We start from the raw sequence: 24,390 nt of genomic DNA on the forward strand, positions 1-24,390 counted from the left end.
GCCCGCCGCTTTCAGCCGCTGCAGCGCGGCAATCCGACGGCGACCGCCGAACACGGCCCGGCCGCGACAGCACCGCACGCCGGCTTCGCTCGCGAACACCATGCACGGGCACATACGCGAGGGGCCGGTGCGGACAGCTGTCCGCACCGGCCCCTCGCGCGCTGGAGGTCAGTCCTCCACGAGATCCACACGCACCCGGTCACGACCGGCGAGCGCGCCGATCACGGTCCGCAGAGCCTTGGCTGTGCGCCCGGCCCTGCCGATCACCCGGCCGAGGTCGTCCGGGTGCACCCGCACCTCGAGCGTCGTGCCGCGCTGCCCGCTGCGCGAGCGCACCGACACGTCGTCGGGGTTGTCCACGATGCCGCGGACCAGGTGCTCGAGTGCGTCGGAGAGCATCTCAGGCCTCGGTCTGCTCGGCTGCCTCGGCGGACTCCTCGGCAGGAGCCTCTTCCTTGGCGGGCTTCGCGCTGATGACGGACTTCGCGGCGGGAGCCTCGAAGGCCTCCTTGGCGCTGCGGCCCTTCACGGTGCTGACGGCCTCGCCCTCACCGGTGTGCTTCTGCCAGTCGCCCGTGAGCTTGAGCAGAGCCTTCACCTGGTCGGTGGGCTGAGCGCCCACGGACAGCCAGTACTGCGCACGCTCGGAGTCGATCTCGATGAACGAGGGCTCCTCGGTGGGGTGGTACTGGCCGATCTGCTCGATCGCACGGCCGTCCCGGCGGGTGCGGGAATCGGCGACGACGACGCGGTAGTGCGGTGTACGGATCTTGCCCATACGGGTGAGACGGATCTTGACTGCCACTTGAGTGGTGTCCCCTTCTGATCAGGTGTGAGAGCACGGATCCGTCCGTGGGGACAGACGGCGTGCGCACTCTGCGCGTATTCGGGAGCGCGCGGTTGAGAGGGTCCGTGCGCGCCCGGGTACAGCGCACGATTATGCCAGAAGTCCGGCGCCGGGAGAAACCGGCCTCGGACCGGCCGCCCGGCTCAGAAGCCGCCGAATCCCTTGGGCAGCTTCGACAGGTCGATCTCCTCCTCGCCCATGTCGATGCCGCCGAAGGCCGCGCCCTGCTTCTCCGGCTGCCTGCCCTGCCTGCGCAGCTCGGCCTCCTTCGCCTCCTGCGCGCGCTTGGCCGGGTTCCCCGACTTGCCCGCGGGCTTCTTCTTCCCCTTCTTCCGCTTCGATGCGCCGCCGGGTCCGCCCGCACCGGGCATCCCCGGCATCGCGGGCATACCGGGCATCGCGCCCCCGCCGCCGGCTCCGGGCATGCCCGGCATCCCGCCGCCCTTGCGCATCTGCCGCATCATCTTCTGCGCCTGCGCGAAGCGCTCCATGAGCTGGTTGACCTGCGTGACGGTGGTGCCGGAGCCCTTCGCGATGCGGGCCCGGCGCGAGCCGTTGAGCAGGCGGGGATTCGCACGCTCGTGCGGCGTCATCGACTTGACGATGGCCTCGACCCGGTCGATCTCGCGCTCGTCGAAGGCCTCGAGCTGCTCCTTGTACTGGCTCATGCCCGGCATCATCGTGAGCATCTTCTTGAGCGAGCCCATCTTCTTGAGCGACGCCATCTGCGTGAGGAAGTCGTTGAGATCGAAGTCCTCACCGGACTCCACCTTCTTCGCGAGCTTCTCCGCTTCCTTCTGGTCGAAGGTCCGCTCCGCCTGCTCGATGAGCGTGAGGATGTCGCCCATGTCGAGGATGCGGTCGGCCATCCGGTCGGGATGGAACTGCTCGAAGTCCTTCATGCCCTCGCCCGTGGAGGCGAACATGATGGGCTTGCCCGTGACCTGCGCGACGGAGAGCGCCGCACCGCCGCGGGAGTCGCCGTCGAGCTTGGACAGGACGACGCCGGTGAAGTCGACGCCCTCGTCGAAGGCCTGCGCCGTGGCGACGGCGTCCTGGCCGATCATCGCGTCGATGACGAAGAGGATCTCATCGGGACTGACGGCATCGCGGATGTCGCGGGCCTGCTGCATGAGCTCCTCGTCGATGCCCAGCCGTCCGGCGGTGTCGACGATGACGACGTCGTGGAGCTTGGACCGCGCGACGTCCATAGCCTCGGTGGCGACCCGCACGGGATCGCCCACGCCGTTGCCGGGTTCGGGCGCGTAGACGAAGGCACCGGCCCGCTCTCCGACGATCTGCAGCTGATTGACCGCGTTGGGGCGCTGGAGATCGGCGGCCACGAGCATGGGGCGGTGGCCCTCGGACCGCAGCCAGTGCGCGAGCTTGCCCGCGAGCGTCGTCTTGCCCGCGCCCTGGAGGCCGGCGAGCATGATGACGGTGGGCGGACGCTTGGCGAACTCGATCCGGCGGGTCTTCCCGCCCAGGATCTCGACGAGCTCCCCGTTGACGATCTTCACGACCTGCTGGCCGGGGTTGAGCGCCTGCGAGACCTCCGCGGAGAGCGCGCGCTCGCGCACCCGGCCGGTGAACGCCTTCACGACGGGCAGCGCGACGTCCGCGTCCAGGAGAGCACGGCGGATCTCGCGGATGGTCTGGTCGACGTCGGCCTCGGACAGGCGGCCCTTGCCGCGCAGGTTCTTGAAGGTCGTCGTCAGCCGGTCGGACAGTGAGTTGAACACAGCGCTCCTCGGATCTCGGGGTCTGCCCCGTGGGGTCAGCACTCCAGGGTACCAATCCGTCGCGCGATCCACTGACAGACCGGCCCCGGCGCCCATGGGAGCCGAGGCCGGTCAGGGTCAGCGCACGAGCCTGCCGGCTCAGCTCCTCGCGGCGGCGTGCTCCGGGGAGTAGGCGAACTCGTTGTGCTGCGCGAGGTCCACACCCGCCTCCTCGACCTCGGCGCTCACACGGAAGCCGATCGTCTTGTGGATCGCGAAGCCGATCGCCGCGGTGACCGCTGCGGTGAAGACGATGGAGAACACCGCCGCGACGATCTGGGCGACCATCTGCCCGCTGCCCCCGCCGTAGAGGAGACCGCCGGCGAGCTCCCCGGTGGGCAGGGTGAAGAAGCCGAGCGCGAGGGTGCCCCAGAGGCCCGCGACGAGGTGTACCCCCACGACGTCGAGCGCATCGTCGTAGCCCAGGCGGTACTTCAGCCCCACCGCGAGCGAGGCCAGCACTCCGGCGATGAGTCCGATCGCGACCGCGCCGAGCGGTGAGACGTTGGCACAGGCCGGGGTGATGGCGACGAGGCCGGAGACGATGCCGGAGACGGCGCCCACGGACGTGCCGCGCTTGTCCCGGAGCCCCTCCACGAGGAGCCAGCCCAGCAGCGCTGCGCCCGGGGCGGCGATGGTGTTGACCACGATGAGACCGACCTCGGCGACCTCCGTGGCCGCACCTGCGTTGAAGCCGAACCAGCCGAACCAGAGGATCGCGGCTCCCACCATCATGAGCGGCACCGAGTGCGGCTTGTGCGGCTGGGGAGTGCGGCCGAAGTCCTTGCGACGGCCGAGGATGAGCACGAGGACCAGGGCGGCGACACCGGCGTTGATGTGGACCACGGTGCCGCCGGCGTAGTCGAGCGCCTCGCCGAACACGGAGCCGAGCGCGCCGTCCGCGGAGAGCAGCCCGCCGCCCCACACCATGTAGGCCATGGGGCAGTACACGAGGGTCACCCAGAGGACGGTGAAGAGGATCCAGCTGCTGAACTTCGCACGGTCCGCGATCGCGCCGGAGATGAGCGCGACCGTGATGATCGCGAAGGTCGCTCCGAAGCCCACATCGACGAGTTCGGCGGACTCCGTGAGGCCGCTGAGGCCGAAGTTCGCGAACGGGTCGCCGAACATCTCGAGGAAGCCGTCGCCGCCGGTCATCGAGTACCCCCAGAGCACCCAGACGACCGCGGTGGTCGCGATCGCGACGAAGCTCATGAGCATCATGTTCACTGCCGAGCTCATCCGAGCCATGCCGCCGTAGAAGAACGCCACCCCGGGGGTCATGAACAGCACGAGGGCCGTCGCGGCCACCACCCAGAAGGGCGTCACCGCGCTGAGTACGTCGTCGATCTGCATTGCCGCCTGCCTTCGGTTGTGCCTGCGGCCCGCACCGAAGCACCGGACCGCGGGAGCGGTGCTCCCGCTCACAGAGTCTGCCGAAGGCGTGTTTCCGCACACATGCGCGCGTGTGACAGCGGTGTAACCGGGAGCGGCGCCGTGTGAACAGCCTGTGACGCACCGCTGCCGGAGTGCGGCCTGGGCTCCGGTGCGGCCTGGGCTCCGGTGCGGGCAGAGCCGGTTGGGGCAGAGCCGGTTCAGCCCTCCAGGATCGCGTCGACGAAGCCCTCGGCCTCGAAGGGCGCGAGATCGTCGGCGCCCTCGCCGAGGCCGATCAGCTTGACCGGCACGCCGAGCTCCCGCTGCACCGCGACGACGATGCCGCCCTTGGCGGTGCCGTCGAGCTTGGTGAGCACGATGCCGGTGATGCTCACCGCCTCGGAGAACACCTTGGCCTGCTGCATGCCGTTCTGACCGGTCGTCGCATCGAGGACGAGCAGCACCTCGTCGATGTCGCGGCCCTCCGGCAGCGGGCGGGCGGCCACCCGGCGGACCTTGCCGAGCTCGTCCATGAGGCCCTTCTTGTTCTGGAGGCGGCCGGCGGTGTCCACGAGCACGACGTCCACGTCCTCGTCGACTCCGCGCTCCACGGCCGTGTAGGCGACGGCGGCCGGGTCCGCGCCCTCCTCCTTGCGCACCGTCTCCACGCCCACGCGGGCGCCCCAGGTGCTGAGCTGCTCGGCGGCCGCGGCGCGGAAGGTGTCCGCCGCGCCCAGCAGCACGGTGCGCTCCTCTGCGACGAGGACCCGGGCGATCTTGCCGACCGTCGTCGTCTTCCCCGCGCCGTTGACGCCCACCACGAGCACGACGCGGGGGCGCGCACCGTCCTCACCCGGCTCGACCCTGAGGGTGCGGTCCATCGTGGGATCGACGATCCGGACGAGCTCCTCGCGCAGCAGCTGCCGGACCGTCTCCGGCTCGCGCGTGCCGAGCACCCGCACGCGCTCGCGCAGCGCCTCGACGATCTCCGTCGTGGGCTCCACGCCCAGATCGGCCATGATGAGCAGATCCTCGATCTCCTCCCACGTCTCCTCATCGAGGGTGTCGCGCGAGAGCAGCGCCAGCAGACCGCGGCCGAGGCTCGTGTTCGACTTCGCGAGCCGGCTGCGCAGCCGGGCGAGCCGGCTCGCGGGCTCGGTGGGCCGCTCGAGCACGGGCGGGGCGGCCTCGGCCTCGGCTTCCGGCGCCTCCTGAGCCGGCGCCTCGGCCGCATCGGACTCGGGCCGGGGCGTCTCCTGACCGGCCTCCCTGCCCGGCGCCTCCCCCCTCCTCCTGCGCGAGGGCGCCAGCAGGAAGAACCCGCCGATCACGAGGAGGAGGACGACGAGGCCGATCACGACGTAGGTGGGTTCCACGGTTCACTCTCCTGGATGCTTGTTCTGGCCTGGACGCGTTGTCCGGCCCGGTTGCGAGTTCTGGCCCGGTTGCGTGCTCCGGCCCGAGCGGTTCGGCAGAGGCGCAGCGCGCCTGCGCGGCGGTCCGGCGCTCAGCGCGTGCCGCGGCCGAACAGCAGGCTCATGGCCGTGCGCGGGCCGGTGCCGGTCTCGGGCACGCGCCAGTGGCGGGTGCGCGGGCGGAACGTCAGGAGCGCGGGTGCGGCATGCCTGCACGGCTGCGGGCGCAGGACGTAGGAATGCTCCCGCATCGCGGTGACGGCGGCCTGCTCGCGGGTGGCGAGGCTCGCGGTCTCGTCGTCGCCGAAGTACCCGTGGACCTCGTCCTCGTAGCCGGTCCACTGCGAGGGGAGCCGGAAGCGGTCGCGGTCGCCGCTGTGGATGCGGCCCTCGCGTCTGAGCCCCGGCAGCGCGACGAGGAGGACGATGACGAGGCCGATAGCGAAGCACACCGCGAGTCCGATGACCACGACGAGGAAGCCGGCTCCGGACATCAGCAGACAGCTCTCTCACTGCGGACGGTCATGCTCTGCGGGCTCCTCGGGTGCGGTCATGCGCGATGCGGTCTCTCACGCAGCGGGATCGGCAGCGAACCCGCGGATGGGCTCCCGCCAGTGTATATTGCCGCGGGCGCGATGCGACTCAGTCATTGCACAGGCGCGGGGCTCTCCTCGTGCGCGGGAGCGCCGCGGTCATCAGCCTGCCGGGTGAGGCGCTGCGAGATCACCTGGGAGACCCCGTCGCCGTGCATCGAGACGCCGTAGAGCGCATCGGCGATCTCCATCGTCCGCTTCTGGTGGGTGATGACGATGAGCTGACTGGATTCCTGGAGCTCGCGGAAGATCGTGAGCAGGCGGGACAGGTTGACGTCGTCGAGCGCAGCCTCCACCTCGTCCATGACGTAGAAGGGGCTGGGCCGCGCCTTGAAGATCGCGACGAGCATCGCGATGGCGACGAGCGAGCGCTCCCCGCCGGAGAGCAGGGAGAGCCGCTTGACCCGCTTGCCCGCCGGCCGGGCGGAGACCTCCACCCCCGTCGTGAGCATGTCCTGCGGATCGGTGAGCTCGAGCCGTCCCTCGCCGCCCGGGAACACGCGGGAGAAGATGTCCGCGAACTCCCGCTGGGTGTCTGCGAACGCGGCCTCGAACACCTCCTGCACGTGCCGGTCGACATCCGCGACGAGCCCCATGAGCTCCGCGCGCGTCCGCTCGATGTCCGTGATCTGCTTCTCGAGGTAGTCGTGGCGCTCCTGCAGCGCGGCGAACTCCTCGAGCGCGAGCGGATTCACCTGCCCGATGCCGTCGAGCTCCTTCTTCGCCCGCTTCTGGGCCCTGAGCACCTCGGCGCGGACGTAGTGGCGCACGGGAGGCTCCGCGGAGGCGTCCTCACCGCCCTCCTCGTCCTCGCCGCCGTCCTCCTCGGGGCCGTCGAGGATCGGCACGGGCAGGTGCGGGCCGAACTGCTCGACGAGGTTCTCCGCGCTCAGGCCCGTCTCCTCCTCCGCCCGCCGGGTCAGCTCCTCGAGCTGGAGGACGTACCGCTCGCGCACGAGCTGCGCCTCGTGCTCCTCCGCGGTGGCCTTCGAGAGCAGCGCATCGGCGGCGGTGCGGGCCTCGCGGAGTTCGGCGACGGCCTCCTCCTCGCGTGTGCGCTCCTCCGCGCGGGCGGCGAGCGCGGCCTCGGCGGACGCCTGCCAGCGGCCGGTCCGCTCCGCGAGCGCATGCGCGATCCGCCCGATCTGCTCGCATGCCTCGGCCTGCCTCCTGCGCGCCGCGGCGACCCTGGCCGCCTCCGCGCGGGCGGCTTCCTCCTGATCGGCCTGGCGGCGGAGCCCGTGGGCGCGGTCGCGAAGGTGGGTCACACGGTCCTCGGCGGCGCGCAGGCCCACACGGGCGTCCACACTGCGTTCCGCGAGTGCCTGGCGCGCCTCGGCGAGGGCATCGCGGGCGGACGTGTCCGGCTCATCGGGAGCGTCGTCGTCCGCCGCGTCCTCCGTGAGGGAGTCACGCGCCGCCGTGAGCTCCTCGAGGGCCCGGGCACGCCGTCGCTCCGCCTCCTCCAGGCCCGCCGCCGCGTTCGCCGCCCCCTCGCGGAGGCGCTCGAGCTCCCCTGCCGTACGCGCGAGCTCCTCCCCCGCGGCGACGATGCGGGCATCGGACTCGTGAAGGGCGGCCAGCGCCGCCTCCTCCCGCACACGGGCCTCGGCGAGCGGGCCGTCGATCTGCGCGAGCTGCCCGTCGAGCTCGCCGAGGCGGTCCGCGGTCTCCCGCAGCTGCGCCTCGGTCTCCTCGAGGGCCGCCCGCGCCGCGATCCGTCCCGCCTCCGGGGAGCCGGAGCGGGCCGCACGCCCCGCGGCGAGCACGGAGCCGTCGAGCAGGACGAGGACCTCATCGGGGTGCTCCGCGAGGCGTTCGAGCGCGGCCTCACGGGATCCGGCGATCCGCGTGCTCCCGAGGACCGCGCCCAGCGAGGCGGCGAGCTCCTCCGGTGAGCCCTCTCCGCGGCGGGGCTGGGCGGGGCCGGGCTGGGCGGCATGAGAGCTCTGCGGAAGCGGCGGGGCGACGGCGCAGACCGCAGTGGCCGGTACGGTCTCGGCGGGTCCGGGGGCGGCCGCTCGCTCCGGGACGAGCCCCGGGGAGGGGGCGGCTCCACCCGCGCCGGAGGGGGTCGCGGGGTCATCCGCCGCCGCGCACGCGAAGGGGTGCACGACATCGACGAGCCCGTCCTCGCCGACGTGGTCGAGCACCGCGAGCGCGGCCGCGCGGTCCGCCGCGACGACGGCTCCGGCCGTCGAACCGAGCGCGGCGGTGACGGCGAGCTCGCAGCCGGGTGCGATCCGCAGCCGCTCCGAGAGCGCGCCCTCCAGTCCCGGCAGGCCGACGGTGAGCAGCTCCGCGAGATCGGCGGTCAGCCGGCTGCTCGCACGCTGCCCCTCCGCCCGCGCCTCCAGCTGCACCCGGCGCGTCTCGACGCGCGACCGCTCCGCCGCGAGCGCGCGGTGCCGCTCCTCGATCTCGGCGACCTCGGCCGCAGCCTGCTCGTGCGCGGCGTCGAGGGCGCCCTCCCCCTCCTCGCACTCGGCGAGTCCGGTCTGCGCGGAAGCCACCTGCGCCTCGGCGGCCGCGATCTGCTCGCCCGTCCCCGCGGCCTGCCGCTCCAGCCCGGCGATGGCCTGCTCCGCGTGCGCGAGGGTGCGCTGGGCGACCTCCACCGAGGACTCGAGGCCGGCGCGGCGGCGCAGGCGTGCCGCGATCCGTGCGCGTTCGGCCGCGAGCGCCTGCTCGGCCTCCTGCAGCTGTGCCTCGACGCGCTCCTTCTCCTCGGCGACCTCGGCGAGCGCGGCGCGCCGGGCCTCGGCCTCGGACTCCGCCTCGGCGTGCTCGGAGAGGACGTGCTCGGCACGACGGCGCAGCTCCTCCGGCGCCTCGCCCGCGGGCCGCTGCGTCTCGGCCGCGCTGCGCAGGAGCCTGACGCGGTCGCCGGCGCGCTGGGCGGCCGAGGTCGCACGCTGGAACTGGGAGGCGACCGTGGTGCGATGGGAGTGGAGCACGTCTGTGGCCCGGTCGAAGTCGCGGCGGCGCTCCTCGGCCTCGGCGAGGCGGAGATCGAGGAGGCGCATCTCCTCTGCGAGCGCACGGCGGCGCTCGGCCGGGTCCTCGGCGGGCTGAGCGGAGGCGACCCGGGCCTGGGCCTGGACGATGTCGTCGGCGAGGAGCCGGGCCGAGGCGTCGCGCAGCACGGCCTGGACCACCTGCGCGCGGCGAGCGGCCTTCGCCTGGCGGCCGAGCGGGCCCAGCTGGCGGGCGAGCTCGGCGCGGAGGTCCGCGACGCGGTCGAGGTTGGCCTGCAGACCGGAGAGCTTCCGGAGCGCCTTCTCCTTGCGCTTGCGGTGCTTGAGGACTCCGGCGGCCTCCTCGATGAAGCCGCGTCGCTCGAAGGGGTCCGCGTGGAGGATCGCGTCGAGCCGCCCCTGGCCCACGATGACGTGCATCTCCTTGCCGAGGCCGGAGTCCGAGAGGAGCTCCTGGATGTCCAGCAGGCGCGCGGGTTCGCCGTTGACCCGGTACTCGCTGCCGCCGGAGCGGAACAGCGTGCGGGAGATCGTGACCTCGGTGTAGTCGATGGGCAGAGCGCCGTCGCTGTTGTCGATGGTGAGTGCGACCTCGGCCCGGCCCAGCGCCTGGCGCTTGGCGGTGCCGGCGAAGATCACGTCCTCCATCTTGCCCCCGCGCAGGTTCTTCGCACCCTGCTCGCCCATCACCCAGGCCAGCGCGTCCACCACATTGGACTTGCCCGAGCCGTTGGGGCCCACCACGCACGTGATCCCGGGTTCGAGCTCGAGCTTCGTCGCGGAGGCGAACGACTTGAAGCCGCGCAGGGTGAGGGTCTTGAGATGCATGGTGGCTCCGATCCTAGCGGGAGACGCCTCCGCCATCGGGGAGGTTATGACGGTCCGGGCAGCCTGCACGGTGCCTGCGGCGTCAGAACCTCCCAGGGGCAGCCGGAGGAACTACCCGGTCACCGCTGCGGCGGCTGGCACCGCGGGCAGAAGTGGGTACCGCGGCCGCCCACGACGATGCGGCGCACCGGCTCACCACACTGCAGGCATTCCCCGCCGGCACGCCCGTACACCCGCAGGCTCCGCGAGAAGTAGCCTGAATCACCATTCACGTGCACGTACAGGGCATCGAAGCTCGTGCCGCCTTGCGCCAGGGCCTCGGCCATGACGGTGCGAGCCTCCTCCAGCACGCGCCGCAGCCGGGAGATCCGCGTGCGCGCGGGCACTGCCAGCGGGTGCACCCCGGCGCGGTGCAGGGCCTCATCGGCGTAGATGTTGCCCACACCGCTCACCACCCGCTGGTCCATGAGCACGGCCTTCACCGCGGACCGCGAGCGCTGCATGCGCCTCGCCGTCGCCTCGAGCTCCCAGTGCGGATCGAGCGGATCGCGGGCGATGTGCGCGATCGAGGACGGAATGAGATCCGGTCCGTCCGCGACCAGCGCATCCGCACCGAGGTGCCCGAAGATCCGCTGGTCGAGGAAGCGCAGCTGGAACCGCCCGCTCCCGCCGGGCGCAGACTCCCCCTCTGCCCCGGCAGAGTTCGTCCCCGCCCGCCGGAGGCTCAGGGGCTCGCGGAGACTCGGGGATTCGAGGTCCAGCACCGCGCGCGTGTGGCGGTGCAGCGGCTCGTCCGGGATGTGAATGCGCAGCTGCCCGCTCATGCCCAGGTGCAGGGAGAGAGCTCGGGAGGGTGAGACTCCGCCGCCCGGTTCTGGCGAGAGACCGGAGACGAACGGCACCCACAGGAACTTGCCGCGGCGCTGCGGCTCGGCGAGCGCCGCGCCGGAAAGCACGGACGCGAGCGCCGGCACGGACGCATCCGGCACGTCCCGCTGCGAGGTGGTGCCGAGGATCCGCCGGTCGAGAACGGTGAGGCTGCGCACCGCCGCGCCCGTGATGTGATCCGCGAGACCCCGGCGGACCGACTCGACCTCGGGCAGCTCAGGCACGGAGCCGTCCCGGCCCGCGATGCGGCACGGCCGCCCTCACCCGCGGCGCCGGTAGTCCGGATGCGCTGCGGAGATCGCGTGCATCGCGGCCTCGGCGGCGGCGGCCTCGGCGGCCTTCTTCGAGGTCCCGGTGCCCGCGGCCCATTCGCGCTCTCCCGTGACGGCGATCGCTGTGAAGACACGGGCGTGATCCGGCCCCTCACCGGTGATCCGGTACGCGACCGCGCCCAGGCACAGGTCCGAGGCGGCCTCCTGCAGCGTCGTCTTGTAGTCCATGCCGGCCCCGAGCTCGACGGCGTCGGAGAGCATGGAGTCGATGAACCGGTGCACGAGGGCGAAGGCCTCCTCGCGGCCGCAGCTCACGTAGCAGGCCCCGATGAGCGCCTCCACGGTGTCGGCGAGGATCGAGTCCTTGTCGTGCCCCCCGGTGAGAGACTCCCCCTTGCCCAGCAGGATCTCGGGGCCCACGTCGTAGCGACGGGCCACCGAGGCCAGGGCGCGCGTGTTGACCACGGCCGCGCGCATCTTCGCCAGCCGGCCCTCGGGGAGGTTCGGGTTGTCGAAGTACAGCGACTCCGTGGACACGAGCTGCAGCACCGAGTCCCCGAGGAACTCCAGGCGCTCGTTGGTGGGCACCCCTCCGTGCTCGAAGGCATAGGAGCGGTGCGTGAGGGCAAGACGAAGCGTCTCGGGGTCAATGCTGACCCCGAGACGCTCGTTGAGGTCCGCAGACCTCTTCTCAGTCATCTCCGCTGACCTGACGGATCAGGCGTCGGCGACCTTGCGGCCCTTGTACTCAAGGAACAGCGGGGTGCCTGCGGAATCCTCCACGACCTTCGCCTGGTGCGGACGCGAGTACACGACGCGGCCGTTCTCGACGGTCTTGACCAGCGTCGGTGCGCTGGCCTTCCACGCCGAGCGACGGTGACGGGTGTTGCTGCGCGACTTCTTGCGCTTGGGAACTGCCACGATCAGCTCTCCTTCTCTTGGTTCAGAACACTCTTGAGTGCCGCCCACCGAGGATCCTCCTCGGGCTCGTCCTCGGTGATGTCCTCACCCAGCGTGTAGCTGAACTCTCCCTCGTCGTCGTCCTTGAGGGGACGGAAGGGAAGAGACATCACCACAGCGTCTCGGACGGCGGGCTCGAGGTCCAGCATGTCGTCTTCCATGACATACGTTTCCTCGTCCTGCGGATCCGCCTGGTAGGCGAAGAGCTCCTCGATCGAGACCTCGACCGGGATCTCCACGTCCTCGAGCGTACGGGCATCCTCCCCCTTCGCCGTGGCATGCACGGTTCCGGAGACGTAGATGCCCTCGACGACGCTCTCGAGACGGAGGTCGAGCCGCATCGGCGAGCCTTCCGGCACCCCGATCACCTCGATCCGCAGGTCCTCAGGCGCGCGCACCTCGAGAGAGACGTCCTCCCATTTGCCGGGGGCTGCGGAGAGGCCCAGCTTGCGGGTGTCGAGGATGAACTCCGACGACCTTCTCACTGCACACCCCCACGGACGTTCTCGATACGATTGCGGCGCACCTGAGCGATGACACGCAAGGAGAGAGTCTACAGCCGATCCCTTCCCGCGCGAAATCACGGACCCGACCCGGGCGGTCAGCCCCGCAGGCCGTCGAGCGCGGCGAGCACGCCGTCGGGCACGAGTCCCGCGATGTCGCCGCCCAGCGCGTGCACCTCGCGCACGAGGGACGAGGACACGTGCTCATAAGCGGGGTCGCCGGGGACGAACACCGTCTCCAGCTCCGTGAGGTGCCGGTTCATGAGCGCCATCGGGAGCTCATAGGCGAAGTCCGTTCCGCTGCGCAGGCCCTTGAGGACCGCAGGCGCCCCGATCCGGGCGCAGTAGTCGACGAGGAGCCCGCCCGGCACATCGTCGACGACGATGCGGCCGGCCGCCACCGCCTCGGCGGTGCGAGGCTCGGCCGCCAGCGCCTCACGGATGAGCGCGAGCCGCTGCTCGACCGCGAACGTCCCGCGCTTGGAGGGATTGTGGACGACGGCGACGACGAGCTCATCGGCCAGCCGCAGGCCGCGGGCGAACACATCGACGTGGCCGTTGGTGACGGGGTCATAGGAGCCGGGACAGACGATCTTCATGCGCCCATCGTACGAGGCGGCGGATCGGGACCGCCGGGTGCCGGCCGGAATCGCAGCCCGGAATCGCAGGTCGCGAGCCCCCGCGACCGAACATCACGAAACGGTAACCATGCGAAGAACCTGCACGAGGGCTTGCAGCTTTCGCATAGCGTGGTGAGAGTTCCGACACATCGCCCTGCCGTCCGGATGCCCCGGCCGGCGCCCCGAGACGACGGAGGAGCTCCATCCCATGACTTCCACTCGCGCCACCGCACGCCCCAGCCGCCCGGGCCGCACAGCACGCCCGCTCCGCGCCGTCGGCGCACTGGGCGCTGTGAGCGCACTCGCACTGCTCGCGGCCTGCGGAGGAGACGGTGAGGACGGCTCCACCCTCGAGAGCGCCGCCGAGGACGGGACCATCACGGTGGGCTTCGCCGGCGAGGCCCCCTACAGCTTCGAGGAGAACGGTGAGCTCACCGGCGCCACCGTCGCCCTGCACCGCGAGATCTTCTCCGAACTGGGCATCGAGGAGGTCGAGGGCGTCAACGTGGACTTCGGCGGCCTCATCCCCGGCCTCAATGCCAACCGCTTCGACGTCGTCTCCGCGGGCATGTCGATCCTGCCCGAGCGCTGCGAGCAGGCCTCCTTCTCGAACCCCGAGTTCATGTACACCACCGCGCTCATGGTGCCCGAGGGCAATCCGGAGGGGCTCGCCACCCTCGACGACATGGTGGGCACCGACCTCAGCCTCGCGACCATGACCGGCGCAATCGAGACCGACTACGCCGCGGACCTGGGGATCTCGGACCACACCGAGGTCGCCGCGCCGCAGGACGGCATGGACGCCGTCACCACGGGCCGGGCCGATGCCTTCGCCCTCACCGGCATCTCGCTCAACTGGATGGCCGACAGCAGCCCGGACGCCGGGGTCGAGGTCACCGAGTCCTTCGTGCAGGAGATCGACGGTGTGCCGCAGGTGGGCGCCGGCGCCACCGTCTTCCGCTCCGACGACGAGGAGCTGCTGAGCGCCTACAACGAGAAGCTCGACGAGATCATCGCCGACGAGGAGCGCTACCTCTCCATCGTGGGCGACTTCGGCTTCACCGCCGCCGAGCGCCCCGACGACTCCGTGAGCACCGAGATGCTGTGCGCCGGTGAGCTCCCCACGGGTGAGGCGGGATGACCCGCATCCGCGCATTCCGGTGTCCCCGGACCCGCCCGTGCGGGGCTCCCGCGCATGGCTGAGGACCTGGTCCGGCTCGTCGATTTCCTCCCCCAGCTCGGCGACGGGCTCCTCGTCACGGTGCAGCTGGCGCTCGGCGGGGCACTCGGCTCGTTCGCGATCGCACTGCTCCTGGGGCTTGCGATGGTCGCTCCCACCCGCTGGCTCGCGGTGCCTGCGCGCATCGTCGTCGAGTTCTTCCGCGGCACCTCGCTCCTCGTCCAGCTGTTCTGGCTCTTCTACGTGCTGCCCCTGCTGGGCGCGGAGCTCGACCCGCTCATGTGCGGCATCCTCGCGCTCGCACTCAACTACGGCGCCTATTCCGCCGAGGTGGTCCGCTCCTCGGTCATGCACGTGGAACCCGGCCAGTGGGAGGCCGCGCTCGCGCTGAGCCTGACCCCCGCCCGCCGCATGTTCCGCGTCATCCTCCCGCAGGCCTGGGCGCTCATGATCCCCTCGCTCGCGACCCTCCAGATCCAGCTCCTCAAGGGCACGGCGGTGGCGTCCTTCCTCACCCTGCAGGATCTCAACGAGCGGATCGACATCCTGCGGCAGGACACCGGCGACACCCTGTTCTCCTACTCCGTGGGCTTCCTCCTGTACTTCGTCCTCGCCTGGCTCATCCAGGTGACGATGGACCTGCTGGAGGCGCTGGCGAAGAGGCGCCTGGGCCGCGATCCGAGCGACGCGGGCTTCGTCGGCAGGCTCGTCGCGGGCGCCGGGACGAGCGCCGGCGCGGGTGAGGCCGATGCCCCCGGCACTGCGGAGCCCGCAGTCGCGAAGGGAGGTGCTCGCTGATGCTGTGGAGCTGGGACTTCGCCGCCGAGGCGCTCCCCCTCCTCCTGCGCGGCTTCGGCAACACGCTCATCGCCACGGCCGGCGGGACTGCCCTCGCCGTCGTGCTGGGCCTGCTGCTCGCCGTCCTGCTGCGCGTGCTGCCGCGCTGGATCCGCTGGCTGCTGCGGCTCCTCGTCGCGGTGGTGCGCAACACGCCGCTCATCATGCAGCTCGTCTTCGTCTGGACCCTGTTCTCCACGAGCGAGGCCCTCATCGGCGTGCCCGCGCTCGTGGTGGGCACGCTCGTGATCGGCGTCCACTACGCCACCTACATGTCCGAGAGCTACCGGGCCGGGATCGATGCGGTGCCGCCCGGCCAGTGGGAGGCGATCAGCGCACTGTCGCTGCCGCCGGTGCGGGCCTTCCGCTCCGTCGTCCTGCCGCAGGCGCTGCGCGCCACCGTGCCCTCGCTCGGCAACTACGCCATCGCGATGTTCAAGGACACTCCGTTCCTCATCGCGATCGGCGTGGGCGAGCTGGTGTGGTCCGCGCAGAGCTTCGGCGGACGCAGCTTCGCCTACACCGAGGCGTTCACGCTCGCCGGCCTCATCTTCCTCGCCGCGAGCTACCCCACCTCGCTCGCCGTCCGACGATTGGAGAAGTCCCTTGCCTCCTACTGACCCCTCCCGGCCGGAGCCCGCCGTGCCGGAGCCCGCCGTGCCGGAGCCCGCCGTGCCGGAGCCCGCTGTGCCGGAGCCCTCCGTGGCCGAACCCTCCCGGCCGGAACCGTCCACCGGCGCCGCTCCCGCACTCGAGTTCCGCGATGTGGAGAAGCGCTTCGGGAGGAACACCGTGCTCAGCGGGCTGAACTTCACGGTGCGGCCGGGCGAGCGCGTCACGCTCATCGGCCCCTCGGGCTCCGGCAAGACCACGATCCTGCGGCTCATCATGACGCTGGAGACGCTCTCCGAGGGGTACATCTACGTGGGCGGCCAGCCGCTCACCCACGAGGAGCGGAACGGGAAGCGGGTGGCGCTCCCGGGCAGGCGCGTGCGGGAGACGACGAAGCGGATCGGAATGGTCTTCCAGCACTTCAACCTGTTCCCCAACATGACGGTGCTCGACAACCTCGTCGAGGCGCCCGTCCATGTGCTGGGCATGTCCCGGGAGGCCGCGGCGGAGAAGGCCCGCGGGCTCCTCGACAGGGTGGGACTGGCGGAGAAGGCCGATGCCCACCCCACGCGGCTCTCGGGCGGTCAGCAGCAGCGTGTGGCGATCGCCCGCGCGCTCGCGATGGACCCGGAGATCCTGCTGCTGGACGAGGTGACCTCGGCCCTCGATCCCGAACTCGTGGGCGATGTCCTCCAGGTGCTGCGCGACATCGCCGCGGAGACGGACATCACGATGCTCATCGTCACCCACGAGATGCAGTTCGCCCGCGACGTCTCGCAGCGGGTCATGATGTTCGACCAGGGCGCGATCCTCGAGGACGGGACGCCGGAGGAGATCTTCACCCGCCCCCGCGAGGCGCGCACGCAGCGCTTCCTCTCCGCAGTGCTGGAGTGAGGGGCAGCACCGGGCCGGGACCTGCCGGAGCCGCCGGGCCGGCCCTCACTCCCGCAGCTGCAGCAGCCACACAGCGGTCTCACCGAAGGTCCGGTGCCGGAACACCTCCAGCTCGTCCGGCAGCACGGGCTGCGGCGAGCGCGCCGAGCGTTCGACGACGATGAGCGCCTCCAGCCCGTCGAGCAGCCCCGCCGCGGCCGCGAGCAGGCCCGCGAGCTCCTCCTCCCCCAGCGGGTAGGGCGGATCCAGGAGGATGAGTCCGAAGGTCTCCCCCGCCTCGGCCAGTGCCCCGAGGCCGCGCTGCGCCGGCTGCGCCAGCACCTGCGTGCGCGCCTGCTCCCCGAGGTCCGCGACCGTGCGCTTCAGCGCGGCGACCGCACCGGAGGCCCGGTCCACGAACACCGCGTGCACCGCACCGCGGCTGAGCGCCTCGAGGCCCAGGGCGCCGGAGCCCGCGAACACGTCGAGGACCCGCACCCCCTCGAGCGCGCCCATGCCCTCGAGCGAGGCGAACAGCGATTCGCGCACCCGGTCCGAGGTGGGACGCGTGTCCCTGCCCCGGGGCGCGTGCACCGTGCGGCCGCGATGCCGGCCTGCGATGATCCTCATGCTCTCCCCTCACCGTTCCCCGTGCGGCTCACCCCGCTTCGAAGATCTCCTCGTCCGTGTCCCTGAACAGCTCGGCGATGCGGCGGGCCAGGCCCGGCACCTCGCGCAGCGCCGGATCGCGGGCGAGCAGACCCTGCGCATCGGAGCGCGCGGTCCGGATGAGCTCCTCGTGCCGGAGCACGGACAGGTGCTGGAGCGAGGACCTCCCGCCCCACTGCTGCCGGCCGAGCACATCGCCCTCGCGCCGGGAGCGGATGTCGAAGTCCGCGAGCGCGAAGCCGTCGAGCGTGTCCGCGACCGTCTGCAGCCGGGCCATCGCCTCGGAGTCCGGCTCCGCGTGCGTGAGCAGGAAGCACAGCGACTCCTCACCCGAACGGCCCACCCGGCCGCGCAGCTGATGGAGCTGGGCGATGCCGAAGCGGTCTGCGTCGACGATCACCATGACCCGTGCGTTCGGCACGTCGATGCCCACTTCGACGACGGTGGTCGAGATCAGGATGTCCGTGCTGCCCGCGGCGAACGCGGCCATCGCAGCCTCCTTGTCCGCCGTGGGCTGCTGGCCGTGGAGCACCTCGATCCGCGCCCCGCCGAGCTCGGGCCGGGACCGCAGCCAGTCCGCGCACTCCTCCACTCCGGGCAGGGTCCTGCCGGAGTCATCGGTGCTCGCCTCGATCCGCGGCAGCACCGCGAAGACCTGCTGGCCCTGCCCCACCCGCTCCGCGAGCACCTCGCACACCCGCTCGATCCAGGTGGGATGCGCGCTCAGCGGCACCACGTGCGTCGCGATCCGTTTGGGCCCGGCCGGCAGGTCCGTGAGCGTCGAGAAGTCGAGGTCGCCGAACACCGTGAGCGCCGCCGAGCGCGGGATGGGCGTCGCCGTCATCACGAGCGTGTGCGGAGTCCGGTCGCCGGCCTTCTGCCGCAGCGCCGCCCGCTGCTCCACGCCGAAGCGGTGCTGCTCGTCGACGATCACCAGGCCCAGCTCGTGGAACATCGTGGTGTCCGAGAGCAGCGCGTGCGTGCCGACCACGATGTCGATGCTGCCCAGGAGCAGATCGCTGAGCACCTGCTGCCGCGCCTTCTTCGGCATGGAGCCGGTGAGGAGGGCGACGGCGACCTCGGCGTCCTCGGCGGCGTCCTCCCCGGGACCCTCCCCGTAGAACAGGCTGCGCCTGCCGCGCACGGGCACGGCCTGCTCCCCGAGCATCGCCGTGAGCGAGCGGTGGTGCTGGGCGGCGAGCACCTCGGTGGGCGCGAGCATGACCGACTGCGCGCCGGAGTCCGCTGCCTGCAGCATCGCGCGCATCGCCACGAGGGTCTTGCCCGAGCCCACATCGCCCTGCAGCAGCCGGTTCATCGGTCGGGCGCCGGCGAGCTCCTCGCCGATCCGCGCGCCCTCCTCCCGCTGCGAGGGGGTGAGCGGGAACGGCAGCCGGGCGTCGAAGGCCTCGAGGCTGGTCCGGATGCCGCCTGCGAGGGCGAGTGCGTGGACCGCCTCGTGCTCCTGCCGCCGCTGCAGCAGGTGGACCTGGAGGGCAAGGGCCTCCTCATAGGCCCATCTGCGGGAGGCGGCGTGCGCCTGCCCCATGGTCCGAGGACGGTGCATCGCCTCGAGCGCGTCGCGGAAGCCCATGAGGCCGTGCGCGGCGCGGAGGTCGGCGGGGATGGGGTCCTCGAAGAGCTCGGCGGGCGCGAGATCGAGGGCCCGGCCCGCGAACGTGCGGAAGCGCTGGCTCGTGAGCTTGCCGGACGCCGGGTAGACGGGGATGGGCCGGGTCGGGGCGAGCTCCGCGAGGTCCTCGGCGCTGTCGGCGGGGTCGGTCGCGATCTGCCCGTCGCCGGTGAGCAGCACCGGCGAGGTCAGCTGCAGCCGCCCCCGGTAGCTCTTCGTCTTCGCGCTCACGAGGACGCGCGTGCCCTGCTCCAGCCGGCTGCCCATCCACGCGCGGTTGAAGAAGACGGCCTCGACGGTGCCGCCGTGCTCGTCCGCGAGCACCACCGTCGTGATCGAGCCCTTGCGAGACTGCATCCGCCGGGTCCCGACGCTGAGGACGGAGGCGTGGATGATCACATCCGTCCCCTCCTCGTACTCGCTCAGCGTCCGGATCTCCGTGAACCTGCCCGGATCGACCCACCGACGCGGGAACCGCCGCAGCAGCTCCTCCGTGCCGGTCACTCCCGCGCTCTCGAGGAGCTTCCTGTCCTGGGTCCGGCCGACGATGCTGCCGAAGAGGGCGTCCGGCTCACTCAACGCCGACCGCCATCCACGAGCTGCGCTGCCCGCCGTCGACGAGGACGACCTCGGCGTGCGGATGGGCCTCCTCGATCCGCGCGCACAGGGCCGCGCCGAGGTCCGCGGGCACCTCGGCGCCCGCGATGAGCGTGACGAGCTCCCCGCCCGCACCCAGCAGCCGGTGCACGAGGTCGAGGGCGCTGCCCGCCGGGTCCGCGCCCACCGCCCGGACCCGGCCGTCGATGAGCGTGAGCGGATCCCCGAGCGAGTACATGAGGGGGCCTGCGGCCTGCGCCGCCGCTGCCAGGACGATGCTGCCGCTGCGGGTGCCCGACGCCGCGGCCGCCATGTCCTCGAGCAGATCGTCCGCATCGGCATGCCCGTCGAAGACGGCGACCGCGGCCAGGACCGAGGCCGCGTCCCGCGTGCGGATGAGGCGCGGCTGGAGACGGCGGGGACCGCTCGCACGGCCGCGCCGGGAGCGGGTCGGGCGCGGAGCGAGGCTCTCGGCCAGGGCGCGGTGGGCCTCGGACGAATCCGGGAGCACGAAGCAGGCGCCCTCGGCATCCGCAGCTCTCTCCCGCACCGCCGCCGCGAGCGCCGCGTCGTCCGGGTGCCCGTCCGAGCGCATCGCCAGCGCACCGCCGAGGGCGAGCGAGAGCAGGAGGCCCGGCCCGTCCGCCAGCGCGATCACCCGGGCAGGAGGGGCCTCCTCCCCGTCGTCCGCTTCGTCCCCGGGGACCGGCCCGTGGACGGTCGCGAGGTCCTCCACGCGCAGGTCGAGGACGTCATGGGAGTCGAGGACCGCCAGCAGCGCCGCCGCCTCGTCCGCCCCGCCGCCCTCGGCGGTGTGGACGTGCGCCATCGGCCAGCTCACGACGATCGAGGTGCCTCCCGCCTTCGCGAGCGCGCGGCGCAGCTGCCGGGAGCGGTCCCGGCGCTCGCCGAGGTGTGCGACGAGTTCGAGGCCCGTGGCCGGATCCGGTGCGGAGGCGCCCCGGAGGAGGCCCGCGACCGCGGCGAGCCCGCGCGGCTCGGCCTCCTGCACCCCATCCGCCGCCGGGGCCGGTGCCTCCTGCGACCGATCCGTCGGGTCCATGCCCGTGACCGTGAGGTGGAGGAGGTCAAAGAGCTCGACGATCCCGGAGGAGCCGGCGTCGACCACCCGGTTCTCCCGCAGCACGGGCAGCTGGCCGGTCGTCTCGCGCAGGGCCTCCCGGGAGCGGTCGCGGACGGCCGCTACGAGGGAGACGAGATCGTCCCCGGCCTCGGCGCGGATGCGGGCCTCCTCGGACATCGCGTCGAGGACCGTGACCATCGTGCCGTCCACCGGCGTCTCGACCGCTTCGCGGGCGCGTGCGGCCGCGAGCGCGAGGGCCGCGGCGAAATCGGAGGCATCCGGCACATCGATGCCCTTGAGGGAGTCGGCGACGCCCCGCAGCGCGACGGAGAGGATGAGCCCGGAGTTGCCGCGGGCGCCGCGCAGCGCTCCCTCGGCCATCGCCGCCACGACCTGCGGCAGGGTCGCCGGACCCTCGAGCTCTTCGACGGCCCGGTAGGCGCTGCGGACCGTGAGGTAGAGATTGCTGCCGGTGTCGCCGTCGGCCACCGGGAAGACGTTGATCGCGTTGATCCCGCCGCGCTCACGGCGCAGGCGCTCCACCGTCTGCCGCGCCCACCGTGCCGCGAGGCGCCCGTGCAGGCGCACCGCCGCGCGCTCGTCCGGCCGCTCCTCCCCTCGCCTCGGCACTCGCTCCCCCCGTGGTCCTCTCGCTGCTCAAGGTCCGGCCTGCTCGAGGCCCGGCACTCCGGTCACCGGCCGCGGAAGTGCCGGAAGCCGCCGAGGCCTGCGCCCGCAGGCGCACCGTCGACGCGCACCGCCGCCTCGCCTGCGCGGACGCGGCCGATGCGGGCCCAGCCTACCGGATCCGCGCCGGCCGGGGCCGCCGCGAGGAAGCCGTGGTCCTCCCCTCCCGTCAGCACCCACTCCCGTGCGAGCTCCCGCGCGGAGCCGGTCTCCCCTCGGTGCGCGAGCAGGTGGGCGGCGACGGGGACGAGCGGGGCGGCGAGCACGTCGAGTGCAGTGCCGTCGAGGTCGAGCACGACGCCCGAGGCGCGCGCGATCCGGCCGGCATCGGAGAGCAGCCCGTCGGAGAGGTCGATGAGTGCGGCGCGCCCGTCGTGTGCCCTGCGCTCTCCCGCATCGGCGAGTGCCGCACGCAGGCGCGCGATCGCCGCATAGTCCGGCTGCGGGGCCCGCTGCGCCTCGATCGCCGCAGCGCAGCCATCGGCGCAGGCGTCGGCACAAGCGGCAGTGCAGGCGGCATCGTCGGTGCGGCCCCCAGGTGCTCCCGCATCCGAGGCTCGCGCCGCGGGCACCCCCGCCAGCAGCAGGTCGAGACCCGCCGCCGCCCAGCCCGTGCGCCCGCCGAGCCACAGCGCATCGCCGGGCCGGGCCCCACCGCGGGTGAGTGCGGGCACGCCCGCGGGCAGGCCGCCGAAGGCCGTCACCGCCACGACGATCTGGTCCGCCCCCGAGAGGTCGCCGCCCACGACTGCGGCCCCTGCCCGGGCCGCCTCGGCCGCGAGCCCCTCGACGATCCCCTCGACGAGATCCACCGGAGTGTGCCCGGGTGCGGCGAGGGAGAGCAGCAGCGCGGTGGGGCGTGCGCCCATCGCGCACACGTCCGCGAGGTTCTGCGCCCCGGCCTTCACCCCGAGCCGGCGCGGATCGAGCCAGGAGGCGAGGAAGTCCTCGCCCTCCACGAGCATGTCCGCGCTGCTCACGAGCCGGCCGGGCACCGCGGTGACGGCGGCGTCGTCGCCCGGCCCCACCTCGGCGCCGCTGCCGGGAAGCCGTGCGAGGATCCGGGCGAGCACCCCGTCCTCACCCAGTTCGGCGAGAGTCGGCCCTCCGGTCGTGCGCGCAGCGGGCAGGTCCCGGGCGGCTCTCACAGCCTCGGGACGGATCGGCGGGGCGGCCTCGCCGGGGACAGGCGGGGCGGCCTCGGCAGAAGCAGGTGCCGCGGTCTCGGCACAGGCGGCCGGGACGGTCTTCGGGGAGGGGCGAGGGGCTCCGGACATGGTCCCAGTATGCCGCCGCGGTGGCGCGCACGTACCCTGGGGGCATGGTCCGCAGGTCTGCCTCCGCACGCTCCCACGCCCGCCCCGCCGCCCGCTGGACGGCACTCGCGCTCATCGCGGCGACGCTGGGGCTGACGGGCTGTGCGCGCATGCTCGTGGTCGAACCCGCGGAGAACGCACAGGATCCGGACTGCGCGCTGCCCACGCTCATGATGCCGGACACAGTGGGCGATCTGGAGAAGCGCACGACCTCGGCGCAGGCCGCGACCGCCTGGGGCGATCCCGCGAGCGTCATCGCCCGCTGCGGCGTCCCGGAGCCGGCGCCCACCACGGATCCCTGCGTCACGGTCGACGGCGTCGACTGGGTGCAGGTCCGGGACGATGAGGAGACCTGGCAGTTCGTCACCTACGGCCGCTCGCCCGCCGTCGAGGTCCTGGTCTCCCCGCAGGAGGTCTCGGGGGCCACCGCGCTGGCCGCGGTGTCCTCCGCCGTCGAGCGCATCGAGCAGACCTCCCAGTGCGTGGCCGCCGAGGACGCGGACCAGGTCGAGGGCGAGGTTCCCTCCCAGCCGCAGGGCTGAGCCCCACCCTCGCACGCAGCGCCGCGACCACGCATCCAGCGCCGTCTCAACGTCTCACCGTCTCACGATTGTGGTCTGCCGTGCCGACCGGATTCGCGCGCAGATGCGTCGGCACGGCAGACCACAGCGCCCGGTCCGGGAATCGCGCAGCGCGGGGAGCGCGGCGCGGGGAGCGCTCAGACCGCGGGGCTGTGGTCGCGCAGCGCGATGTCGATGAGCGTGTCCACGAGCTCCTCGTACCGCACCCCGCTGCGCTCCCACATGAACGGGTACATCGACGAGGGGGTGAAGCCCGGGAGGGTGTTGATCTCGTTGACGAGCACCTCTCCGTCCGGTGTCACGAAGGTGTCCACCCGTGCGAGCCCGGAGCAGTCGAAGGCCTCGAACGCGGCGCAGGCGAGCTCCTGCACGCGCGCGGTCGCGGCGCGGTCGAGATCCGCCGGGCAGCTCAGCGCGACGGCGTCCGGATTGAGGTATTTGGTCTCGAAGTCGTAGAATTCGACGCCGCTCACCGCGATCTCACCCGGCAGGCTCGCCCGCGGGGCCTCGTGGAAGCGGGAGCCGAGCACGCCGCACTCGACCTCGCGCCCCTCGACGGCCGGTTCCACGATCACCGCGGTGTCGTGCATGAGCGCGGACTTCAGCGCGAGGTCCACGGCCTCGGCGTCGGCGGAGTCCCCCACCCGGCTCACGCCCATCGACGATCCCGCATTGGCGGGCTTGACGAACACCACCGGGCCCAGCGCGGCGATCCGCTCGCGGACGGCGGCCGGATCCTGCTGCACCTGTCTCACCGTGACGGCCTCCCATGCGCTGGTCGGGATGCCGGCGGCGGTGAGCACGGTCTTCATGAAGCGCTTGTCCATGCCCACGGCGGAGGCGAGCACGCCGCAGCCCACATAGGGCACGTCCATGAGCTCGAAGACCCCCTGGACCGTGCCGTCCTCGCCGAAGGGCCCGTGGAGGACCGGGAAGAACACGTCCACGACGCCGAGGCTCTCGAGGGAGCCGTCTGCGCTCACCCTGCGCAGGGGCGTCCGGCGCACGTCCAGGGGGAAGACGATCTCCGTGCCGTCGTCGACCACCTCCGGCAGCGTCCCGCCGGAGAAGCCGAAGGACGCCCAGTCCTCCACCACCCGGCAGACGCCCTCACGGGTCATCCCGATGGGGAGCACGCGGTAGCGCTCCGGATCGAGGGCGGCGAGGACGCTCGCAGCGGTCACGCAGCTGACCGCGTGCTCGCTGGAACGGCCGCCGAACAGGACTGCGACGGTGGGACGGGAGTCGTCCGAGCTCAT

22 protein-coding genes are annotated in these 24,390 nt (G+C 72.4%); 5 read left to right on the forward strand and 17 right to left on the reverse strand.

The window, feature by feature from the left end:
* Positions 1–168 precede the first annotated feature (168 nt).
* The 12 genes from K318_RS0114085 to coaD all read right to left on the reverse strand — a co-directional run bounded on the left by K318_RS0114085 (position 169) and on the right by coaD (position 13,041).
* Entirely contained in the window at positions 169–399 is a 231-nt protein-coding gene (locus K318_RS0114085) for an RNA-binding protein (RefSeq protein WP_029089950.1), read from the reverse strand.
* Position 400: 1 nt separating this feature from the next.
* On the reverse strand, positions 401–805 hold the full coding sequence (rpsP, locus tag K318_RS0114090) for a 30S ribosomal protein S16 (RefSeq protein WP_029089951.1): 405 nt from the start codon (positions 803–805) through the stop codon (positions 401–403).
* A 185-nt stretch (positions 806–990) separates the two neighbouring features.
* Positions 991–2,589, reverse strand: a complete 1,599-nt coding sequence (gene ffh / locus K318_RS0114095; protein WP_029089952.1) for a signal recognition particle protein — start codon at positions 2,587–2,589, stop codon at positions 991–993.
* Between the two features lie 138 nt (positions 2,590–2,727).
* Complete coding sequence (locus tag K318_RS0114100; RefSeq protein ID WP_051298045.1) at positions 2,728–3,984, reverse strand: ammonium transporter; 1,257 nt, start codon at positions 3,982–3,984, stop codon at positions 2,728–2,730.
* A 239-nt stretch (positions 3,985–4,223) separates the two neighbouring features.
* Positions 4,224–5,381: a signal recognition particle-docking protein FtsY gene (gene ftsY / locus K318_RS0114105; protein ID WP_029089954.1), complete on the reverse strand. Its 1,158-nt coding sequence runs from the start codon at positions 5,379–5,381 to the stop codon at positions 4,224–4,226.
* A gap of 131 nt (positions 5,382–5,512) precedes the next feature.
* Positions 5,513–5,914, reverse strand: coding sequence for a hypothetical protein (locus K318_RS0114110; protein ID WP_029089955.1), 402 nt, complete (start codon positions 5,912–5,914; stop codon positions 5,513–5,515).
* A 152-nt stretch (positions 5,915–6,066) separates the two neighbouring features.
* Entirely contained in the window at positions 6,067–9,819 is a 3,753-nt protein-coding gene (locus tag K318_RS22130) for a chromosome segregation SMC family protein (protein ID WP_051298046.1), read from the reverse strand.
* 119 nt (positions 9,820–9,938) lie between these two features.
* On the reverse strand, positions 9,939–10,931 hold the full coding sequence (gene mutM, locus K318_RS0114120) for a bifunctional DNA-formamidopyrimidine glycosylase/DNA-(apurinic or apyrimidinic site) lyase (protein ID WP_029089956.1): 993 nt from the start codon (positions 10,929–10,931) through the stop codon (positions 9,939–9,941).
* 36 nt (positions 10,932–10,967) lie between these two features.
* Complete coding sequence (gene rnc / locus K318_RS0114125; protein ID WP_029089957.1) at positions 10,968–11,678, reverse strand: ribonuclease III; 711 nt, start codon at positions 11,676–11,678, stop codon at positions 10,968–10,970.
* An 18-nt stretch (positions 11,679–11,696) separates the two neighbouring features.
* A complete protein-coding gene (rpmF, locus tag K318_RS0114130; RefSeq protein WP_029089958.1) occupies positions 11,697–11,900 on the reverse strand; it encodes a 50S ribosomal protein L32 in 204 nt (67 codons plus the stop codon).
* A 2-nt stretch (positions 11,901–11,902) separates the two neighbouring features.
* A complete protein-coding gene (locus tag K318_RS0114135) occupies positions 11,903–12,424 on the reverse strand; it encodes a YceD family protein (RefSeq protein ID WP_029089959.1) in 522 nt (173 codons plus the stop codon).
* A 116-nt stretch (positions 12,425–12,540) separates the two neighbouring features.
* Positions 12,541–13,041: a pantetheine-phosphate adenylyltransferase gene (coaD, locus tag K318_RS0114140; protein WP_029089960.1), complete on the reverse strand. Its 501-nt coding sequence runs from the start codon at positions 13,039–13,041 to the stop codon at positions 12,541–12,543.
* Between the two features lie 229 nt (positions 13,042–13,270).
* Here coaD and K318_RS0114145 point away from each other — a divergent pair, with 229 nt between their 5' ends.
* The 4 genes from K318_RS0114145 to ehuA all read left to right on the forward strand — a co-directional run bounded on the left by K318_RS0114145 (position 13,271) and on the right by ehuA (position 16,585).
* The gene (locus tag K318_RS0114145; RefSeq protein ID WP_084500251.1) at positions 13,271–14,203 is read left to right on the forward strand and encodes a transporter substrate-binding domain-containing protein; all 933 of its coding nucleotides are present in this window, start codon (positions 13,271–13,273) and stop codon (positions 14,201–14,203) included.
* Positions 14,204–14,257: 54 nt separating this feature from the next.
* Positions 14,258–15,040: an ectoine/hydroxyectoine ABC transporter permease subunit EhuC gene (gene ehuC, locus K318_RS22135; protein ID WP_084500253.1), complete on the forward strand. Its 783-nt coding sequence runs from the start codon at positions 14,258–14,260 to the stop codon at positions 15,038–15,040.
* Positions 15,040–15,699, forward strand: a complete 660-nt coding sequence (ehuD, locus tag K318_RS0114155) for an ectoine/hydroxyectoine ABC transporter permease subunit EhuD (RefSeq protein WP_035282113.1) — start codon at positions 15,040–15,042, stop codon at positions 15,697–15,699. The genes ehuC and ehuD overlap by 1 nt, the downstream gene beginning before the upstream one ends.
* A 145-nt stretch (positions 15,700–15,844) precedes the next feature.
* Entirely contained in the window at positions 15,845–16,585 is a 741-nt protein-coding gene (gene ehuA / locus K318_RS0114160) for an ectoine/hydroxyectoine ABC transporter ATP-binding protein EhuA (RefSeq protein ID WP_051298212.1), read from the forward strand.
* Between the two features lie 45 nt (positions 16,586–16,630).
* Here the strand turns inward: ehuA and rsmD are convergent, their stop codons facing one another.
* The 4 genes from rsmD to K318_RS0114180 form a co-directional block, all read right to left on the reverse strand.
* On the reverse strand, positions 16,631–17,194 hold the full coding sequence (gene rsmD, locus K318_RS0114165) for a 16S rRNA (guanine(966)-N(2))-methyltransferase RsmD (protein WP_029089964.1): 564 nt from the start codon (positions 17,192–17,194) through the stop codon (positions 16,631–16,633).
* A 28-nt stretch (positions 17,195–17,222) separates the two neighbouring features.
* Positions 17,223–19,445 carry an ATP-dependent DNA helicase RecG gene (locus tag K318_RS22140; protein WP_051298047.1) on the reverse strand — a complete coding sequence of 741 codons (2,223 nt, stop codon included), beginning with the start codon at positions 19,443–19,445 and terminating at the stop codon, positions 17,223–17,225.
* Entirely contained in the window at positions 19,438–21,177 is a 1,740-nt protein-coding gene (locus tag K318_RS0114175; RefSeq protein ID WP_084500256.1) for a DAK2 domain-containing protein, read from the reverse strand. Before K318_RS0114175 ends, K318_RS22140 begins: the two co-directional genes overlap by 8 nt.
* Before the next feature lie 62 nt (positions 21,178–21,239).
* Positions 21,240–22,511 carry a thiamine-phosphate kinase gene (locus K318_RS0114180; RefSeq protein WP_084500257.1) on the reverse strand — a complete coding sequence of 424 codons (1,272 nt, stop codon included), beginning with the start codon at positions 22,509–22,511 and terminating at the stop codon, positions 21,240–21,242.
* Between the two features lie 44 nt (positions 22,512–22,555).
* On the opposite strand from K318_RS0114180, the gene K318_RS22145 reads away from it, so the two are divergent.
* Positions 22,556–23,092 (forward strand): DUF3515 domain-containing protein, encoded by a 537-nt coding sequence (locus tag K318_RS22145; RefSeq protein ID WP_051298048.1) that lies wholly within the window; start codon positions 22,556–22,558, stop codon positions 23,090–23,092.
* A 176-nt stretch (positions 23,093–23,268) separates the two neighbouring features.
* Here the strand turns inward: K318_RS22145 and K318_RS0114190 are convergent, their stop codons facing one another.
* Entirely contained in the window at positions 23,269–24,390 is a 1,122-nt protein-coding gene (locus tag K318_RS0114190) for a D-alanine--D-alanine ligase family protein (RefSeq protein WP_029089967.1), read from the reverse strand.

Origin of the sequence: Brevibacterium album DSM 18261, assembly GCF_000426445.1 — a bacterium.
GTDB classification, from domain to species: domain Bacteria; phylum Actinomycetota; class Actinomycetes; order Actinomycetales; family Brevibacteriaceae; genus Brevibacterium; species Brevibacterium album.

Excerpts from the sequence above, each read along its gene's own strand:
- rnc (WP_029089957.1), bottom strand. The coding sequence starts at position 11,678 with ATGACTGAGAAGAGGTCTGCGGACCTCAACGAGCGTCTCGGGGTCAGC.
- coaD (WP_029089960.1), bottom strand. The coding sequence starts at position 13,041 with ATGAAGATCGTCTGTCCCGGCTCCTATGACCCCGTCACCAACGGCCAC.
- K318_RS0114100 (WP_051298045.1), bottom strand. The coding sequence starts at position 3,984 with ATGCAGATCGACGACGTACTCAGCGCGGTGACGCCCTTCTGGGTGGTG.
- K318_RS22130 (WP_051298046.1), bottom strand. The coding sequence starts at position 9,819 with ATGCATCTCAAGACCCTCACCCTGCGCGGCTTCAAGTCGTTCGCCTCC.
- ehuC (WP_084500253.1), top strand. The coding sequence starts at position 14,258 with ATGGCTGAGGACCTGGTCCGGCTCGTCGATTTCCTCCCCCAGCTCGGC.
- ehuD (WP_035282113.1), top strand. The coding sequence starts at position 15,040 with ATGCTGTGGAGCTGGGACTTCGCCGCCGAGGCGCTCCCCCTCCTCCTG.
- K318_RS0114190 (WP_029089967.1), bottom strand. The coding sequence starts at position 24,390 with ATGAGCTCGGACGACTCCCGTCCCACCGTCGCAGTCCTGTTCGGCGGC.
- K318_RS0114180 (WP_084500257.1), bottom strand. The coding sequence starts at position 22,511 with ATGTCCGGAGCCCCTCGCCCCTCCCCGAAGACCGTCCCGGCCGCCTGT.
- rsmD (WP_029089964.1), bottom strand. The coding sequence starts at position 17,194 with ATGAGGATCATCGCAGGCCGGCATCGCGGCCGCACGGTGCACGCGCCC.
- K318_RS22145 (WP_051298048.1), top strand. The coding sequence starts at position 22,556 with ATGGTCCGCAGGTCTGCCTCCGCACGCTCCCACGCCCGCCCCGCCGCC.
- K318_RS0114085 (WP_029089950.1), bottom strand. The coding sequence starts at position 399 with ATGCTCTCCGACGCACTCGAGCACCTGGTCCGCGGCATCGTGGACAAC.
- K318_RS0114145 (WP_084500251.1), top strand. The coding sequence starts at position 13,271 with ATGACTTCCACTCGCGCCACCGCACGCCCCAGCCGCCCGGGCCGCACA.
- K318_RS0114110 (WP_029089955.1), bottom strand. The coding sequence starts at position 5,914 with ATGTCCGGAGCCGGCTTCCTCGTCGTGGTCATCGGACTCGCGGTGTGC.